Raw genomic sequence first — 17557 nt, 5'->3', positions numbered from 1 at the left:
CCGCAACACCCGCCAGCGATTGGTGCGCCGTTCGCAACATGGCGCTTCACCTCGCGTGGCTACCGCGCATCCGGGGCCGCGCTTAGGATGGCTACGCTGTCCAGCCACTTAGGAGATTCGTTATGTTTCGCACCGATACCCCCCTGTCCACCTCCCCTTCGCATGCCGGCGTCCAGACCCCCGTGGACCTGGTCGCGTCCCGTTACGCGGTACGCATCGGCGACATCGACGCGATGGTCGTCAGTGACGGCGTCCTGCCCCTGCCCACGTCCACGATGGCCACCAACGCCGACCCCGCCGACCTGGCGGACTGGCTGGACCACATGTTCATGCCGCCCGATGCGTTCGACTGGCCGCTGAACGTGATGGTGGCTTGCAGCGGCGAGCAAACCATCTTGATCGACGCGGGCCTGGGCGGGCAGTTTCCCGGCTTCCCGCGTGCCGGGCTGTTTCCGCAGCGGCTCGCTTGCGCGGGCATTGCGCTGGAATCCGTGACGGACGTGATCATCACCCACATGCACATGGACCATGTTGGCGGCCTGCTGGTGGACGATGTGAAAAAGCGGCTGCGCCCGGACGTGCGCATCCACGTGGCGGCTGCCGAGGTCGCGTTCTGGACGTCGCCCGACTTTTCGCAGACGGTGATGCCCAAGCCGGTGCCCGACGTGCTGCGTACCACGGCCACCGCGTTCTATAACGAATACCGCGACCGGCTGCGCCTGTTCGACGACAAGCACCAGGTGGCGCCGGGCGTGACGGTGCGCGTCACCGGTGGCCATACGCCCGGCCACAGCGTGGTCGATCTGGTCTCGGGCGGCGAACGCCTGACCTTTGCGGGCGACGCGATGTTTCCCGTGGGCTTTGACCACCCGGACTGGCACAACGGCTTTGAGCACGACCCCGACGTATCCGCCCAAGTTCGCATCGGGCTGTTCCGCGAGCTTGCGGAAAACCGTGGGCTGCTGGTGGCCGCCCACTTGCCGTTTCCGTCGGTGGGCCGGATTGCGGTGGCGGGCGACGCGTTTCGCTGGGTCCCGGTGATTTGGGATTTCTGATCGCCGCGCGTCGCCCGGTCTGCCTTAACGCATCAGTAGTTGATCGACGCCGACAACATATACGTGCGACCCGCCGCGTTCGTCACGAAAGAGCCCGAGGCCAGCCAGTACTTCTTGTCGGCCACGTTTTCGACGTTGGCGCGGAACACGACGTCCTTGCCGGCGATCTGCGTCGCGTAGCGCGCGCCCAGGTCAAAGCGCGTGTAGCCGGGCAGGCGCAGCGTGTTGGCGTTGTTCAAGTAGACCGACGATGTGCGGATGGCGCGGCCGTTCAGGCTCAGGCCCTGCACCCATGGCGTGTCCCAGTCCAGCCCCAGGTTGTAGGTGCTGGCGGGCACGCCGGCCGGGCGGTTGCCCTGGCTGACGCCGCCGGGCGTCTTGGTCAGTTCGCTGTCGATGAAGGCGGCGCTGGCCATCAGGCGCAGGCCGCGCACCAGTTCGCCGTAGCCGGTCAGTTCCAGGCCACGGTTGCGCTGTTCGCCGAAGTAGCCGTAGACGTTGCTGTCGTCGGCCTGGCCGGACGGGCGCGCAATCTGAAAGAGCGACAGGGTGGTGATGATGTTGCCGTCCCAGTCCACCTTTACGCCGGTTTCATACTGCTTGGACTTGTAGGGCGCCAGCACGGCGCCACGGTTTTCGTAGGTGTCGCCCACGATCGTGCCGCGCGTCAGGCCTTCGGTGAAGTTGGCGTAGACCGACACGTTCTGCAGCGGCTTGACAACGATGCCGCCGATGGGCGAGTTGGCGCTGGCCCGGTAGCCGCTGGTGCGCGCGCCGGCGGTGTTGTAGCTGTCTACGTCCACGACCTGGTGGCGGATGCCGGCCGTCAACAGGATGCGGTCCTGCGCAAAGGACAGCGTGTCGGCCAGCGCAAAGCTGGTCAGCGTGGTGTCGGACGCTTTTTGCGGCGTCAGGCGTACGGCTGGGCCGTCGGGAATGGGCGTGGGGTCGTAGATGTTGGACGCCACGATGGCCGACCCGGTGGAATAGGCGTTGCCCAATTCCTGCTTCATGTAGGTCGCGCCCAGCGTCACGCGGTGATTGACCGGGCCCGTGGCAAAGCGCGCGGTCAGGCCGGCGTCGCCGCTGCGCGTTTTCGAGTACGAGTCGTAGTACGTCGTCATGACGTTGAAGTTGCCGTCCTGGTCCACCGACTGGCGCGCGCCCGCCATGTTGACGGTGACGGGGAAAATCTGCCGCACCTTGCCGTCGCGATAGCCCGCCGCGATGTGGCCGGTCAGGTTGTCGGTGAAGTCATATTCCAGGCGCGACATGATCGTGCTGTCGCGCTGCGACAGACGCGTGCCGGGGTAGAAGTTGATGTCGCCGTCGGGCGGCGAGGGCAGCTCGGTCACGTTGGCCTGCCAGCCGATCTGCGAGCGGAAATTCTCGATCACGTCTTCCTGGTGGATGGCGTCGGCTGACCAGCGCAGCCGCGCGCCGCGATAGTCGATGCCCAGCGCGCCCATGTCCAGGCCTTGCTTGCCGTCGCGCAACGTGGATTCACCCCCGCGCTTGACGCCGTTAAAGCGCAGGCCCCAGGCGTTGTCTTCGCCAAAGCGGCGGGCCAGGTCCAGTTGGCCGGTGAAGTTGGCCTTGCTGGCGTAGCCCAGCGTGGCGCGCGCCAGCGGTTCGTCTTCGGCGCGCTTGGTCACCACGTTGATCGCGCCACCGATGCTGCCGTTGGGCGGAATGCCGCGCATGAAGGCGCCGGGGCCCTTGAGCACTTCCACGCGTTCCAGGATCTGCACCGGCACGCGGCTGGACGACACCAGGCCATACAGGCCGTTCACGCTGACGTCGCCGCTGCCCACGGCAAAGCCGCGGATCTGGAAGTCTTCGCCAAAGCCGCCGCTTGAGGTCAACGTGCGCACCGACGCGTCGTTGACCACCACGTCGGCCAGCGTGCGGGCCTGTTGGTCGTACAGCAGTTCGGACGTGTAGTTCACGGTGCTGAACGGCGTGTCCATCACGTCTTCCGAACCCAGCACGCCCAGGCTGCCGCCGGTGGCAAGCTGCCCGCCGGTAAAGGGCGGGGCCAGCTCGCCCAGAATGCCGGCGGTGACGGTCACCGCTTCAAGCTGCACGGTGCCGCCGGCCGTGCCGGGGCGCGACAGCGTGACGTTGTTGCCGTTGCGCGTGTACTCGATGCCGGTGCCCTGCAACAGCTGGCGCAGCGCGTCTTCGGGCGACAGCTTGCCCGACAGGGCGCGTGCCTGCTGGCCGGCAAGAATGTCCTGCGAATAAAAGATCTGCAAGGAAGTCTGCGAGCCCAGTTGCAACAGCGCGTCGCCCAGCGGCTGCGCGGCAATGTTGACGCTGACGGGGGCTTCCTGCGCGTGCGCGGCGGGTGCCATGCCGAAGGCAAGCGATAGCGAGAATGCAAGCGCGCTGAGAACCACGCGCGAGGGCACGCGCGAGGGCACTCGCAAAGCGGGTCGGGCAGATACGGGTTTCAAGATCGGTAGCTCGGGTGGAAGGCGCACCCGCACGGCGCGCCGGTTTCAACGGAATCGGGCAGGGATGCCCTGGGGCGATCGGCCCCTTCCTATCTAGACGCATGAGCCCCACGAAAACCGGAATAAGAATCGATATTATTGTGTAACCGGTGTGTTACAAAAGGGCCGGCGCGCCCGGGACCAGCGGATCGGCTGACCCGTGGATCAGCGCCCCCCCTCAACGCGCCACGATGCGTATCGCGCCGTCCTGTTGGCGGTCCAGCGTGACGGGGGCAATGGCCGGCAGCGCATCGATCATCGCCAGCGGGTCGTCCACGCTGAAGATGCCGGACACGCGGTGTTGCGCCAGCGCCGGGGCGTCCAGGCTGGCGGGCCGGGGCAGGTAGCGGTTCATCTCGCTGATGACGGTGGCCAGCGGCACGTTGTTGAATATGATCTTGCCGCGCTGCCACGCCGTCAGGTCCTGCACATTGACGGCGGCGACCTCGCTTAACGTGCTGCCCGGGTAGGCAACGGCTTGCTGGCCGGCGCTCAGCCGGCGTTCGTGCCGGCGCCACCAGGACCCCGTCTGCAAACGCACGGAGCCGGATTCCACGCTGACCTGCAAACGGTCGCTGTCGCGCCGCACATTGAACCGGGTGCCCGTCACGGTGACTTGCCCCAGCCCGCCGACCACCACGAATGGGCGCGACGTATCGTGCCGCACATCGAAAAATGCTTCGCCCTGTTCCAGTTCCACGCGCCGCTCCCCCGCGCCAAAACGGGCCGCCACGCGAGTGTCGCCGTTCAGGCTCAGCACCGAGCCGTCCGGCAAGGTGACCTCGCGCCGCTCATTCTTGCGCGTGGCGTAATTGACCAGCGTGTCGTTGCCGTCAAAGACGAACGGCGCCGCCACCAAGCCGGCCACCAGCGGCACCGCACAGGCCGCCGCCACGCGCAGGCCAAAGCGCCGCCGCGACATCGCGGGCGGGCGGGGCGCCGTCAGCGAGGCGTCCATCAAGCCGCGCAGGCGCGCATGCGGCAGCGACAGCACGGCGTCCCATTGGGCGCTCAGGCGGCGGTAATCGTGGTCGTTGTCGGGGCTGGCATCGCGCCAGGCGGTGAAGGCCTGCCGGTCCGCGGCGGTGACTTCGCCGGACTGCATGCGCGCAAACCAGTGGGCGGCGTCGGCGGGATGGTCCAGCGCGTCGCTGCCATCGCTGCCGCCGTCGTCATTGCGCGGCGGCATGCGCGGGTGCCTGGGGTCGCCGCCACCGTGGCCGGGTGCGGGGTAGCCGGTTTCAGAGTGGGGCATGGTGTTGCAGCCGTTCGTTGATGTGACGCACCGAGCGCGTCATGTATTTTTCCACCATGCTGCGCGACAGGCCCATTTCTTGCGCGATCTCGGTATGCGTCCAGCCTTCCAGCCGGCATCGCAGATAGACGTGCCGGCACTTAGGGGGCAGGTCTTCCAGTGCGCGGGTAAGTTCGTCGGCCAGTTGCTGAAACCGCACGCCGTCATCGGCGGGCGGCGTGGCGGGGTGGTCGCTGCGCGCCATCTCGTCCAGCGACGTGATTTCCAGCGTGCTCACATGCCGATGCTTGCTGACCAGCCGGTTCGAGGTGCCGCGCGACAGGTAGGCGCGGGGATCATAAATCGCCGCGACGTCGCCTTCAAGCATGCCCACCACGGTGTCGTGCATGGCGTCCTCGCCATCCTCGTGCCCCCGCCCGCGCCATTTGCCGATCATCTCCGCGTAATGGGCGAGCCAGTCTTTCCTGGCCTTGGGAGGGTGGGACATGAGAGAGAAACGCTTGGGCAAATGAAAAGTTATTGATTCTAATATGCATTTGCGTCTTTCGGTGAGCTGGCGTGATGGACGGCGCACCGGCGCCGCGCCGCTAACCGCAACTCATCTTGCGCAGCGCGTCTACGTTACGGATCTCCAGTTGCCGTTTGCGCACCTGCACCAATGCCGCCTCCTGTAGCCGCGAAAACACCCGGCAGACGGTCTCGACCTTCATGCCCAGATGGTTGGCGATGTCCTCGCGCGTCATCTTCAGCGTGAAGGCCATGGGCGAATAACCGCTGGCGGACATTTGTTCGGAAATGCCTATCAGGAAGCCCGCCACCCGTTCTTCCGCCGACATGCAACCCAGGGTCAGCAGCAGCCGGCAGTACTGGTTGGTGTCGTGCGCGATCAAACGGTTGAAATGCTGGGCCGCGCCAAAGTCGTCGCGGCAGTTGCGCATCAGATCGGCGAACGGCAGCACGCAAACCAGTGAATCTTCCAGGGCGATGGCGTCGCAGGTATGGTGACCCGTTTCGATGCCGTCCAACCCCAGCATGGCGCCGGCAACCGGGAACGCGGTGATCTGCTCCAGCCCCGAGGAGTTGGTGACCCGCATCTTGACCGATCCCGAACGCAGCAGGAAGAAATTCTGCAACGCGTCTCCGGTCCGGTAGACGGATTCGCCGCGATGAATCACCTTGCGGCTACGGTTCACGGGGAACATGGAAGACGGTTCGGCTTGCCCCACCGGACGGCAGAAGCGTTCGGCCGAGCACGTCTGGCAAGCGGAAGGCATGGCGGGCTGCCATGCGATGTTGCTGGGACTGACAAGGGCAGCGTCCATGGCGGCATCTCGCTAGGTTGGGACGACGGGACTTTCCTCGTCCGAGGATCAGAGCGCTGCTCACACCCGCAGGCTCGACCGTAGTATGGAAGTCTTGCCGGCCTCCGGCTATCAGCGCGGCTCATCAGTTGACGCCGAAGAAGCCTGACGCGCGTAGGAATATTCCTACACGGTGCACTTAGTCATCCGGCGGGTCGTGATCGTCGATCAGGCGATGCCGGATGGCATAACGCACCAGGTCGGTCTGGTTGCGCAGGCTCATCTTGACCAGGATCCGGCTCTTGTAGGTGCTGACGGTCTTGACGCTAAGGAACAAGCGCCGCGCGATGTCTGAGTTGTCCAGGCCGGAAGCCAGGTAACGGAACACGGAGAGTTCGCGATCGGACAACAACGAATGCGGCAGGTCACCGGTCTGGCCGTGCCGCTCGAATGCGATGCTCTCGGCCAGCAAGGGACTCAGGTAGCGCCCCCCCGCCGCCACTTTTCGCACCGCCTGCACCAATTCTTCGGCGGCGCTGTCCTTGGTCAGGTATCCCGCCGCCCCCGCCTTGATCGCCTGCACGGCGTACTGCTGTTCACCATGCATGGTCAGCACAAGGATGGGCAGCGTCGGATGCGCATTTTTGATTTGCCGGATCAGTTCCACGCCGTCGCGGCCCGGCATCGACATGTCCAGCACCAGCAGATCCCCCTGATGTTGCCGCAGCAACTGCATCGCTTCGACGCCGTTTGCCGCTTCGCCTTGAACCAGGATGTCGCCCGCCTGCTCCAGCAGGCGCCGAAGGCCTTCCCGCAGCAAGGTGTGATCGTCTGCCAGCATGACGGTAATCACGATTCCTCCCATGGGGACTCGGGATGCTGCGCCGGCACGTCGGCGTGCAGCCGGAATCCGCCTTTTTTCCGGGTGTTGATGGTGACTTCTCCGTTAAGCAGCCGCACGCGCTCGCGTATGCCTTGCAGCCCCAGCGACAGGGGCAGCTTCTTGGTCAGGCTTTCCGGCGTCGCGCCCACGCCGTTGTCTTGCACCGTCAGCTTGCAGTGCGTTTGGTCGCAAGAAAGTTGGACGCGCACCTGCGTGGCCTGGGCATGCTTGGCGATATTGGTCAGCGCTTCCTGAACCACCCGAAACAGCGTCGTGGCGACACGCTTGGAGGGTTCGGCCGGCCCCATGCGTATGTCGGCATGGGTGTCGATGCCATAGCGCGACACAAAATTGGCGACCAACCATTCCACCGCGGCGGCCAGGCCCAGGTCATCCAGCATGACGGGCCGCAGGTCCGAGGCAATGCGCCGCAGCGAAGCGAAGGTCGCCTTGATCACCCGACGCATGGCGCGCACCCGCTCGCGGGCGCCTATGTCCTCCGGCGCCAGCCCGGCTTCCAGTTGGGCCAGTTCCATGGTCAGCGCCGTGAGGCTCTGGCCCAGGTCGTCGTGCAGCTCGCGTGCGATGTGTTTCTTTTCCTGTTCGCGCACATGCAGCAAGGCGTTGGACAGCCGCGTCAACTCGTCGCGCGAGGCGCGCAGGGCCTGGTCGATGCGTTGGCGTTCTGTGATGTCGCGCAGGAAGATGGACAGGAATACGCCGGCGTCGGTCCGGGTTTGCGAGATGGACGCTTCCATCGGGAATTCTTCGCCGTTGGAACGCAGACCCCATAGCGGCGCGCCCAGGCCCATCTGCCGGTCCGACACGCCCGTATCCTTGAATCGGCTGACGTGCTTGGCGTGAATCGCGCGAAAACGCACGGGTATCAGGATGTCCAGGCTGGCGCCGATGGCCTGTCGGGCCTGGCATAGAAACACGCGTTCGGCCGCCGGGTTGAACATCACGATGCGTTGATGCTCGTCGATCGTGATGATCGGCTCGGTAGCGGACTGGATGATGTCCAGCAGCGGCGGGGCGATAGGCGATGGCGTCATTGCAAAATGTGCGAAGCCCCGACTTGGCCTTGAACGGCGACAAATCATTGCAGCACACATTACTGCGCGAATCCATAGACATCACGACACCGCGCCATGCGCGCTGCGCAGTGCGAAATGCGCACTAGTACGTATGAACGATGACGCCGCCTGGCCGAAGCGTCAGGGGCAGGCGTCAGGCGTCGATCGAGGGCAGCAGCGGGTCGTTCCAGCCGCCCGGGCCCGGGGCAGCCAGCGTCTGCTCGCGAAAGCGGCAAAGGGACGCATCGCATTCCTCGGCCAGCACCTCGGACTCCTTCAACAGCAGCACAGAGCGAGGCTTGGCTCCCGCGGCGCGGACCATATCGTCCACCGCGCGGAACCCGCCATATCCGGACATGACGCAGATCACCGAGTACGCGCGGATCAACCGGCCGTGCGTTGTCAGGAACGAGCGCATGGGCGCCGCCAGCGCCCGCATCCACACGGGCGCGATCAGCACCACGTGTTCAAACTGGTCCGGCGCGGGGCCGTCGTAACGAAACGGCGGGCTGCGCTTGAGCAGAACGTCGAGCACGCAGCGCAGATCGCCCTGCAACCCCACGCGCGGCGAGACATCGCGGATTTCGTAAGCGGGCCAGCCGCTGACCGATGCCAGGCGCTGGGCCACCATGCGTCCGGTGCCGGTGCGTGAATAAAAGAAAATGCCGATGCGTCCCATGGTCAGGCCCCTTGCCGCCCGAGCGGCATCATGTTTCCTGAGCCAGCAGCGCGCGCAGGATGTCGCGCCGGCTGACCACGCCCACCAACTTTCCTTCGCGCGTGACGGGCACGCGCTTGATCCCATGCGTGAGCAGCACGTCCGCAATCTCGGCCACGCCGGCCGTTTCCCGCACCGTGATGGCAGGGCTGCTCATCACGTTGGCGGCGGTTTGCTCGCTGAGTTGCAGGCTGTGCAGGAAATCCAGATTCAGCGACTCGCCTTCCGCCAGCGCCGCCAGCCAATGATCCAGCTTTTTTTGATGCCCGCTGTCTTTGCGACGGACCAAGTCGCCCTCACTGACGATTCCCATCAAGGCGCCGTCGTCGCCCAGCACCATCACGGCGCTGATCTCGCGGTCCAGCAGGGCATGCATGATCTGCGATACAGGGGTTCTGGCGGTCACGCAAAAGGGGGCGGGGGTCATGAGATCGCGCGCAAGCATGGTGTTCTCCGGAATGGCGGGGCCGTATCCTGTCCTGTGGAATCGTGGATTCCATAGTGGCCTTCTGCCAGGCCGCAATGTTGATCTGGGTCAAGCAGGGTCGAGCGAAAAGGGCGGGGCGGCCGAGTTGATGAGCGGCCTAGCCGGGGCATTGATAAGCCGTCGGCCTAGTTCACCAGCGTGACCGGGATGTGGACCGCGTGCAGTACCTTCAAGGCGACAGACCCCAGCAGCAGGCTGCCCGCCGCTCCCAGCCCGCGCGAACCCATGACGATGTGATCGCACTGGTGCTCGGTGGCATACGCCTTGACCGATTCGGCAATGGGTCCAACCCGCATGCTCGCTTCATATTGGACGCCCGCTTTGTCCAGCGCCGCTTTCGCATCGGCCAATGCCGTCTTGGCCTCGTCGTTGTAGTAGTCCTGGATCATTTCCTGCGATACGAACGCAAGCACCGAGCCCGACACGATGGGTAATTGGACATTGAGCAGATGCACGGTGCAGGGGCCATATTCGCGGATGTGCTCAACCATGTAGTGAACCGCGCGCAGCGCGTTGGCGGACCCGTCCACGGGGATCAAAACGTTTTTCACGATGCCTCCAGATCTTGGTCGCCCACGGCCCGATGGTCGTCGGTGCGCATGTCATCTTTGCACCGTGGCGCGTGCATCCATTGACCGGGATCAAGTTTCTGTTAACCAGACTCGGAGGAAGCGGGCGCGCAATTTGTCCCCGATTCGGCATTGCGCAAAGGCGCCTGGTGCAGCGCCACGATCTCGGCATTGCCTTGCACCAGGGCGGGGTAGCGCACGCGCACCAGCGGGTCGTGGCCGGGCACGATGTGGTCGGGGGAATCCGCAAACTTCAGCAGCGTGTCATAGCCGGCCAGCATGTCGGCCACGTTCAACACGATGGGAAAGGGCGCGTCCAGGCCCATGTTGTCGTAGTAGTGGCTGGCGTCGGAGGCCAGCACCACCCAGCCGCGCGCCGTATGCACGCGCACCGCCTGCAAGCCTTGCGTGTGGCCACCGATGTGCAGCAGTTGCAGGCCGGGCGCGATTTCGTCGTGGCCGTGGTAGAAGGCCACCCGCTTGTCATATACCCCGCGCACCACATCAACCACGTCCTCCACGGCATAGGCGTGGCGCAGCATGTCAAAGCGCATGTTGCAGCCGCAGGCGTAATGCAGTTCGCTTTCTTGCAGGTGCAGGCGGGCGCGTGGCAGCTTGCGGATGTTGCCGGCGTGGTCGTAGTGCAGGTGCGTGACGATCACATCCAGGATATCGGCGGGCGCGATGCCCAGGGTATGTAGCGCATCGATCGGGCAACGCAAAAACTCCCGGCCCCGCGCCTGTGCGGCGGCCTCGTTAAAGCCTGTGTCCACCAGCCACACCCGCTTGTCATGGCGGATGACCCAGACGAAATAATCCATCGGCATGGGACCGTCGTGCGGGTCGGGCGGGGTAATGAAGTTCTGGCTGCGACGGCGCGCCACGGTGGCGTAGCGCAAGGCATAGACTTCGTGGTTCGGCAGCGTCATGCAATTCCCCTGGTGGCGCGCAGGTGGTCCAGTTCAGGCTTCAAGTACTGCATCAGCCGTTGCGGGTTTTCAACCATTGGGAAATGGCCCAGCTCGGGCATCTCGGTGAAGCGCGCGCCGGGAATGCGCGCCGCCACGCGGCGGCTGTCGTCCGGGCTGGCGGAATAGTCGTAGGCGCCCGTCAACAGCGACACGCCGAAGCGGCGCGTGTCCAACCCCGCCAGGTGTTCGGCGGCATCGAAGTCTTCGCTATAGAACCAAAGGTCGTTGGCATACACGTTAAAGCCGCCTTGCGAGTAGATCCACGCGGCGTCCCGGCGCGCGTCCAGCGTGGCGGCCGGGCCCATCAGGCCGCGCACATAGGCCGGGTTGTGGGCCGCCTGGTTGACCTGGGGATGGCACAGCAGCGGCGTGCGCCGGCCGCTGGCCTGGTACGGCGCCTCCAGCGCCACCACGCCGGCCACATCGTCCGGGCTGCGGGCGGCGACGACCAGCGCCATCGCCGCGCCCATCGAACAGCCCAGCAGGACGGCGGGGGCGCCCACCACCTGGCGGATCACCGCCACACAGGTGCGCAGATACGCGTCACGGGTCAAACCCGCTTCGGTCCAGGCCTGGCCGGGCAAGGGCATGCTGCGGCCGTGGCCGGGCATGTCAAAAGCGATCATGCGCCATTGGCGACGCAGCTCGGCGTCGGCCATCAGCGCGTGATATTGGCGCGAATCGGCGCCGGCGGTGTGCAGCATCAACAGCGGCGGGCCGTCCGCCAGGCCGCTGGTTTCCACGTACAGAGAGGTGGGGGGGGTGCCCCCGTCGGTCGCGCCCCGGTCGCTCACGCCCCGGTCAGCCCCGCCCAGGTCCAGGTTGACGTAATGGCCCGCGATGGCGCTGCGGTCCAGCAGGGTAGGCGCCGCGTCATGCTGGCCGCGCAAAATCTCGAACAGGCGTTCCAGGGCATGCAGCGCCTGCGCAATGGCCAGCGCATCGCCTTTGACGCGCAGGCCGTGGGCCTGGCGTTGCGCGGCGGTAAACGACTGATAACCCGGTGGCGGGGCGGGTTGCAGCAGCTTGCGCCATGTGTCCGGCGGCGCGCTGATGACCAGGCACTGCGACGGGGCGGCGGGTTGGCCGGCCCAGGCAAGCATGCGGTCCTCCGGCTGCGCGCCGACTTGCAGCCAGATGGCGCTGGGCAGGCCCCGGGTGGCCGCGATGAATTCGCTATCCTGCTGCGCCAGGGCCGTCGCGGCCCTCAGTTCCTGGTCGATCGCCTTCACGGGTGGATGTCTCCTCTTGTTGGCGCCTTAGCACTTCAAGCGCCGTGCGTTCCGCATTCACAATGTGGTTCTGCGCGGCGGCCTGGGCGCCTGGCGCATCCCGAGCCTGGATGCGCTCGAAGATGTGGTCGATTTCGGCCATGCTTTCCGGCAGCCGTTCCGGCCGCGCGAAGGACGTGGCGCGCAGCAGATTGATGCGCGACAGCAGGCCGGGCAGCATGTCCTTGATCAGGTCGTTGTCACAGCCCGACAGCAGCACGTCATAGAAATCGCGCTTGGCCGCCAGCAAGGCCGACTTGTTGCTGCCCTTGGCTTGGCGGTGCAGCGCGTCCACCGCCTTGCGCAGGCGCTCGACGTCGACGTCGCTGGCCAGCCGCGCGAATTCATGCGCGGCAAAGCCTTCCAGCAGCGCGCGCAGCGAATACAGATCGCGCGCGGCCTTCTCGGTAATGCGCACCACCGTCGGGCCGCGATGCGGTTCGATGGAAATCAGCCGCTCGGCTTCCAATGTGCGCAACGCCTCGCGCAGCGTGCTGCGGCTGATGTTCAGCTGTTCGCACAGTTCGGCTTCGCGCAGGCGTTCGCCGCCCTTGATGCGCCCGTCCATGATGGAGGCGCGCAGGAATTCCTCGACGCGGGTGCGCAGGGTGGTCGGTTTTTCAAATACTGCGCCGTTAGGGGGCATGGCTGTCTCTCGCTTTGCGTAGCGGTGCGCGCAGGCGGCGACAGGGGCTTTTGGCCCGGCCGCGGCGCACCGCCGGTTCAACGTAAAGACGCAATATATCCCGCCGGCAGGCCATCGCTATAACCCCAGGTACGCCGCGCGCACACGGCTGTCTTCCAACAGCGCGCCGCTGGGGCCGGACAGCACCATCGTCCCCGATTGCAGCACGTAGGCGTGTTCGGCCACCGACAGCGCCAGGCGCGTGTTCTGTTCCACCAGCAAGATGGTCAGCCCGCTGCGGTGGATGTCGATCATGGCCTGGTGCATTTCCTCGACGATCTTGGGCGCCAGGCCATGGCTGGGCTCGTCCAGCAGCAACAACCGGGGCTCCAGCATCAGCGCGCGGCCAAAGGCCACCATCTGCTGCTCGCCCCCGGACAGCGTGCCGGCGGCCTGGCGGCGCCGTTCAAGCAGGCGGGGAAACAGGGCGTAGACGCGGTCGCAACCGCGCTTCAGGCCCGCCATGTCGCGGCGGCGCGTGTAGCCCCCCAGGTACAGGTTTTCTTCTACCGTCATGTCCGGAAAGACGTGGCGGCCTTCGGGCACGTGGGCGATGCCCAGTTCCGGAATGCGGTGCGGCGGCAAGCGCAGGATGTCGCGGCCGTCGAAAAGAATGCTGCCGCTGACCTTGTCCAGCAGCCCTGATATGCAGCGCAGCAGCGTGCTCTTGCCCGCCGTATTGGCGCCCACCACCGCGATGAAGCCGCCTTCGGGCACGTCCAGCGACACCTGGTGCAGCACCGGGCTGCGGTCATAGGCGGCCGTCAGGTTCTGGATCTGCAACAGGCTCATGCCGCCGCCTCCGACTGTTCCATGGATTTGCCCAGGTAGACCTCGATCACCGTCGGGTTCGACGCGATCTCGGCGGGGCTGCCCTCGGCAATTTTCTGGCCGAACGACAGCACCAGGATGCGGTTGCACAACCGCATGATGGCGCGCATGTGATGTTCCACCACGATGAAGGTGATGCCCGCCTCGTCGCGCAGCGTGCGGATCAGATCCAGCAGGGCATCCATTTCGGATTCGTTCAGCGCCGCCATCACCTCGTCCAGCAAGAACACCTTGGGGTCGGTGCACAGCGCACGCGCCAGCTCTACCCGGGCCTGCTCGGGAAACGACAGCTCGCCGGCCGGCTTGGCGGCAATGGCGGACAGGCCGACGCGGTCCAGGTTGTCGCGGGCGACCTGGCGCGCGCGCGGCACGTCGTGGCGCAGCAGGCCTCCCACCAGCACGTTGTCCAGCACCGTCATTTCGGGAAACAGCGCCACGTTCTGAAAAGTCTTGGTCATGCCGCGCGCCGCGATCTGATGGGGGCGCAGGCCGCTGACGTCCACACCGTCCAATTCAATGCGGCCGCCCTGGCTGGCATATAGGCCAACCAGCAGGTTGAACAGCGTGGTCTTGCCCGCGCCGTTCGGGCCGATCAGGCCCAGGATGTCGCCGCGCGCCACGCTGAACGACACATCGTCCACGGCCTTCAAACCGCCAAAGCGGCGCTGCACGTTCGATACCTTCAGGATGTCAGGCATGCTGGCCCCGCGTCAGGTTGCGCAGCCGCGTCCATAGCGCCGACAGGCCGCGCGGCTCGATCAGGATGATGGCGATCAGGATCAGCCCGAAGGCCAGTTGCGATACGCCCGCCGTGTGGCCCGAGAGCCAGTCGTTGAACACTTCTTCCAGGGGGATGATGACCAGCGCGCCGATCAGCGGTCCGGCCACCGTGCCCACGCCGCCGATGATGCAGATGAGCGCCACGCGCACCGAGATGCCCACCAGCGAAAACACCGTGTCGGGGTCGAAGAAATAGATGAACTGTGCGTACAGCGTGCCACAGGCGCCCATCAACGCCGCCGAGATCACGGCGGCAAGTATGCGCGTTTGTGCGGTGTTCACGCCGATGACTTCCGCCGCCTGCGGGTTGGCCTTCACGGCGCGCAGGCGGTAGCCCAGGCGCGAATGGCTGATCAGCGCGAAGACCACCGACGTGACCAGCGCGGCGCCCAGCATCAGGTAGTAGTAGGGGATGCTGGACTTGAACTGCATCTGCGCCACGCCTTCAGCAAACGGAATCGACAGGCCCACCGGTCCGCCCGTCACCGATGCCCAGGTGTTGGCCACCGCGCGCAGCACCTCGCCGAACGCCAGCGTGGCCAGCGCGAAATAATGGCCGCGCAGCCGCATGGTCGGCAGGCTGAGCAGCGCGCCCGCCACCGCGGCAACGGCCATTGCCGCCACGATGCCCAGCCAGGGAGAAATGCCGTAGCGCAGCAACAGCAGGGTGGAGGTATAGGCGCCTAGCCCGAAGAAGGCGGCGTGCCCTAACGATATCTGGTTGGCCAGCCCGCCCACGATGTTCCAGGACTGCCCCATGGCGGCAAACAGCAGCACCAGCGTCAGCACGCGAATGCCGTAGCCCTGGTCTTGCATCAGCCACGGCGCGCCCAGCGCAACGGCAAACAACGCGGCCCATGGCAGGAATTGTCGAGTCGTCGCCATCATGCAGCCCTTTTCAAAAGACCTTCCGGGCGCACGGCCAGGACGAGGATGAAGATGGCGAACAGCACCAGGTTTTGCAGTTGCATGGGCAGCACCAGCGACGACAGCGACTGGATCACGCCGACCGCGATGCCGCCGACCACCGCGCCCAGCACGCTGCCCAGCCCGCCCAGCACTACCGCCGTGAACATCAGCACGCTGAACTGCGCGCCGACGGTGGTGGACGCCGTCAGGTAGGGCAGGATGATGCCGCCGCCCAATGCCGTCAGGCCCACGCCCAGCCCGAAGGCCAGCTGATGCACGCGATGCGTGGAAATGCCCGACAGCCGCGCCGCCATCGGGTCCTGCGCCGTGGCGCGCACCGCCATGCCCCACCACGTTTTCTTCAGCACCCACCACAGCGTCAACCCGGCCACCGACGCCACCGTGAAGGCCAGCAGGTACGGTGCGCTCAGCAGAATTGGGCCAACCGCCAGCGCCGTCATCTGATACGGCGTCTGCACCGAGCGGAACTCCGAGCCGAACAGGATCAGCGCCAGATTTTCCATGACGATCAGCAGGCCCACGGTCAGGAATATCTGCGCCACCGCCGGCGCCTTCAACACCCGGTTGATCAAGAACTTTTGCGTCAGCACGCCCAGCACGAAGGCCACCGCGAATGACAGCAAGGACCCCAGCAGCGGGTCCAGCCCCAGCAGCTTCCAGGCGAAGTAGGCGACGAACATGCCCACCATCAGGAACTCGGCCTGGGCGAAATTGACGATGGACACCACCCCGAAGACCAGCGTCAACCCGATCGAGATGACCGCATACACGCCGCCCAGCAACATGCCGTCCACCAGCGCCTGCAAGAATTGCATGACTGTCCCTTGTGCTTGGTTCGTAAGCTTGCTTGTGTGCGACGCGCGCTAGCTGGCGGCGATGACGGCGCCCTTGGCCAGCGCCCTGGGCCACACCGAGACCAGCTCGTTGTTCTGCCACTGCACCATGATCGGCTGCGCCAGCGTGTTCAGGCCGTTGGCGTCAAAATGCACGCCGCCACCCGACATCACGCCCGCCCAACCCTGGTCGTACTTCTGCGCGCGCAGCGCCTTGGACACCGCCTCGGGCTTGTCGGACGCCGCCACCTCAAGCGCTTGCGCCAGCACGCCCGCGCACACCGCGTGTTCCAGCGCCTCGTGCGGCATGAAGGTGCCGAAGCGCTTGCGATAGCGCTCGGTGTATTCCGGCGCCTGGTCGTAGTTGGCCGGCGCAATCGACAGCACGGCCTGGGAATACTGCCCCAGCGCCTTGGCAAAGTCGGGAATGACATAGCCCGCCGCGCCGCCCACGATGGGCACCGTCAGGCGTTGCTGGCGCATCACCCGGATGATCAGCAGGCTGTCGTTCAAGTACGAAATCGGAAACACGATCTGGGCGTCCGACGCGCGCAGCTTGCTGATCAGTGGCGTGACGTCGGTAATGCCCAACGGGTAGGCCTCGTCCAGCACGATTTGCGCGCCCGCCGCCTTGGCCGCGTTGCGCACACCGATCGCCTGCGACGTGCCGTAGGCGGTGTCTTCGTACAGCAGCGCGATCTTCTTGATGTCGGACGCGCCGGCCACGACAGAGGCCGCATAGTCGTATTGCGCGCGGCCCAGCACCGAGCCCTTGGAGACCACCTGGAAGATGTGCTTGAAGCCGCGTTCGGTCAGCACGTCCGAGAACGACATGGTCAAGAGCGGGATGCCACGCCGTTCGGTCACTTCGGACACGGCCAGGGTCAAGGATGAGGCATAGGCGCCGATCAGCGCCACGCATCGGTTCTGCGTGATCAGGCGCTGCGCGACGGTGGCGGCGGTAGTGGGCTGGGACGTGGCGTCCGCGATGATCAGTTTCAGCTTGGCACCGCCCAACGCCTTGATGCCGCCTGCCGCATTGATCTCGTCGGCGGCCAGTTCCAGGCCCTGCCGCGAATTGATGCCGAACTGCGCGTTGGCGCCAGACAAGGGCAGGATCACCCCGACGTTGATGTCGGCCGGCGCCGCCAGCGCGCGGCCCGGCAGGGTGGCTGCCAGCGCGGCCGCGCCCAGCCCCGCGACAAATTCCCGACGCCCGTGGCGCACGGCCTGTTTGGGAAAGCTTTTCATGGTTGTCTCCTGGCTTTTGTGGTTGAGGGCGCACGGCAGCCAGCCCGGCGCTTTGCCGCATTATTGTGTTCAAACTTTAAGCAGTCAAGAAGATTGTCGGACAATCCGACTATTGACGTTCGGACGAAACTTGACTGACAATCAGACAAACTAGAACCGACTC

At 65.6% G+C, this 17557-nt stretch carries 18 protein-coding genes; 1 reads left to right on the top strand and 17 read right to left on the bottom strand.

Features of this window, described 5'->3' with window-relative positions; translation table 11 throughout:
* The first annotated feature begins 122 nt into the window (after window positions 1-122).
* Window positions 123-1055: an MBL fold metallo-hydrolase gene (locus DVB37_RS19690; RefSeq protein WP_120156524.1), complete on the top strand. Its 933-nt coding sequence runs from the start codon at window positions 123-125 to the stop codon at window positions 1053-1055.
* A 32-nt stretch (window positions 1056-1087) separates the two neighbouring features.
* On the opposite strand, the gene DVB37_RS19685 is transcribed toward DVB37_RS19690, so the two are convergent.
* The 17 genes from DVB37_RS19685 to DVB37_RS19605 form a co-directional block, all read right to left on the bottom strand.
* Window positions 1088-3514 (bottom strand): TonB-dependent receptor, encoded by a 2427-nt coding sequence (locus DVB37_RS19685; protein WP_240433942.1) that lies wholly within the window; start codon window positions 3512-3514, stop codon window positions 1088-1090.
* 217 nt (window positions 3515-3731) lie between these two features.
* A complete protein-coding gene (locus tag DVB37_RS19680) occupies window positions 3732-4808 on the bottom strand; it encodes a FecR family protein (protein ID WP_120156523.1) in 1077 nt (358 codons plus the stop codon).
* Window positions 4795-5295, bottom strand: coding sequence for an RNA polymerase sigma factor (locus DVB37_RS19675; RefSeq protein WP_120156522.1), 501 nt, complete (start codon window positions 5293-5295; stop codon window positions 4795-4797). Before DVB37_RS19675 ends, DVB37_RS19680 begins: the two co-directional genes overlap by 14 nt.
* Before the next feature lie 100 nt (window positions 5296-5395).
* A complete protein-coding gene (locus DVB37_RS19670; RefSeq protein ID WP_046804799.1) occupies window positions 5396-6130 on the bottom strand; it encodes a helix-turn-helix domain-containing protein in 735 nt (244 codons plus the stop codon).
* A gap of 178 nt (window positions 6131-6308) precedes the next feature.
* Window positions 6309-6974: a response regulator transcription factor gene (locus DVB37_RS19665; protein ID WP_082134470.1), complete on the bottom strand. Its 666-nt coding sequence runs from the start codon at window positions 6972-6974 to the stop codon at window positions 6309-6311.
* Complete coding sequence (locus DVB37_RS19660; RefSeq protein WP_120156521.1) at window positions 6959-8047, bottom strand: PAS domain-containing sensor histidine kinase; 1089 nt, start codon at window positions 8045-8047, stop codon at window positions 6959-6961. Before DVB37_RS19660 ends, DVB37_RS19665 begins: the two co-directional genes overlap by 16 nt.
* Window positions 8048-8222: 175 nt before the next feature.
* A complete protein-coding gene (locus DVB37_RS19655) occupies window positions 8223-8747 on the bottom strand; it encodes a flavodoxin family protein (RefSeq protein WP_104144133.1) in 525 nt (174 codons plus the stop codon).
* 28 nt (window positions 8748-8775) lie between these two features.
* Window positions 8776-9231: a CBS domain-containing protein gene (locus DVB37_RS19650; protein ID WP_046804803.1), complete on the bottom strand. Its 456-nt coding sequence runs from the start codon at window positions 9229-9231 to the stop codon at window positions 8776-8778.
* A 167-nt stretch (window positions 9232-9398) separates the two neighbouring features.
* Window positions 9399-9824 carry a universal stress protein gene (locus tag DVB37_RS19645; protein ID WP_104144132.1) on the bottom strand — a complete coding sequence of 142 codons (426 nt, stop codon included), beginning with the start codon at window positions 9822-9824 and terminating at the stop codon, window positions 9399-9401.
* 101 nt (window positions 9825-9925) lie between these two features.
* Window positions 9926-10771: an N-acyl homoserine lactonase family protein gene (locus tag DVB37_RS19640; protein ID WP_120156520.1), complete on the bottom strand. Its 846-nt coding sequence runs from the start codon at window positions 10769-10771 to the stop codon at window positions 9926-9928.
* A complete protein-coding gene (locus DVB37_RS19635) occupies window positions 10768-12045 on the bottom strand; it encodes an alpha/beta fold hydrolase (protein WP_120156519.1) in 1278 nt (425 codons plus the stop codon). Before DVB37_RS19635 ends, DVB37_RS19640 begins: the two co-directional genes overlap by 4 nt.
* Window positions 11990-12730, bottom strand: coding sequence for a GntR family transcriptional regulator (locus DVB37_RS19630; RefSeq protein ID WP_120156518.1), 741 nt, complete (start codon window positions 12728-12730; stop codon window positions 11990-11992). Before DVB37_RS19630 ends, DVB37_RS19635 begins: the two co-directional genes overlap by 56 nt.
* A gap of 117 nt (window positions 12731-12847) precedes the next feature.
* The gene (locus DVB37_RS19625; protein ID WP_104144128.1) at window positions 12848-13561 is read right to left on the bottom strand and encodes an ABC transporter ATP-binding protein; all 714 of its coding nucleotides are present in this window, start codon (window positions 13559-13561) and stop codon (window positions 12848-12850) included.
* Window positions 13558-14298: an ABC transporter ATP-binding protein gene (locus DVB37_RS19620; RefSeq protein ID WP_104144127.1), complete on the bottom strand. Its 741-nt coding sequence runs from the start codon at window positions 14296-14298 to the stop codon at window positions 13558-13560. Before DVB37_RS19620 ends, DVB37_RS19625 begins: the two co-directional genes overlap by 4 nt.
* Window positions 14291-15268 (bottom strand): branched-chain amino acid ABC transporter permease, encoded by a 978-nt coding sequence (locus DVB37_RS19615; RefSeq protein ID WP_104144126.1) that lies wholly within the window; start codon window positions 15266-15268, stop codon window positions 14291-14293. The genes DVB37_RS19620 and DVB37_RS19615 overlap by 8 nt, the downstream gene beginning before the upstream one ends.
* Window positions 15265-16125, bottom strand: a complete 861-nt coding sequence (locus tag DVB37_RS19610; RefSeq protein WP_046804809.1) for a branched-chain amino acid ABC transporter permease — start codon at window positions 16123-16125, stop codon at window positions 15265-15267. Before DVB37_RS19610 ends, DVB37_RS19615 begins: the two co-directional genes overlap by 4 nt.
* A gap of 48 nt (window positions 16126-16173) precedes the next feature.
* Window positions 16174-17394, bottom strand: a complete 1221-nt coding sequence (locus DVB37_RS19605; protein WP_104144125.1) for an ABC transporter substrate-binding protein — start codon at window positions 17392-17394, stop codon at window positions 16174-16176.
* Window positions 17395-17557 lie beyond the last annotated feature (163 nt).

Origin of the sequence: Achromobacter sp. B7 (genome assembly GCF_003600685.1) — a bacterium.
GTDB lineage: Bacteria > Pseudomonadota > Gammaproteobacteria > Burkholderiales > Burkholderiaceae_B > Achromobacter > Achromobacter spanius_B.
Note: the sequence above shows the minus strand (reverse complement) of the source record. Positions and strands in the feature narration are given on the sequence as shown.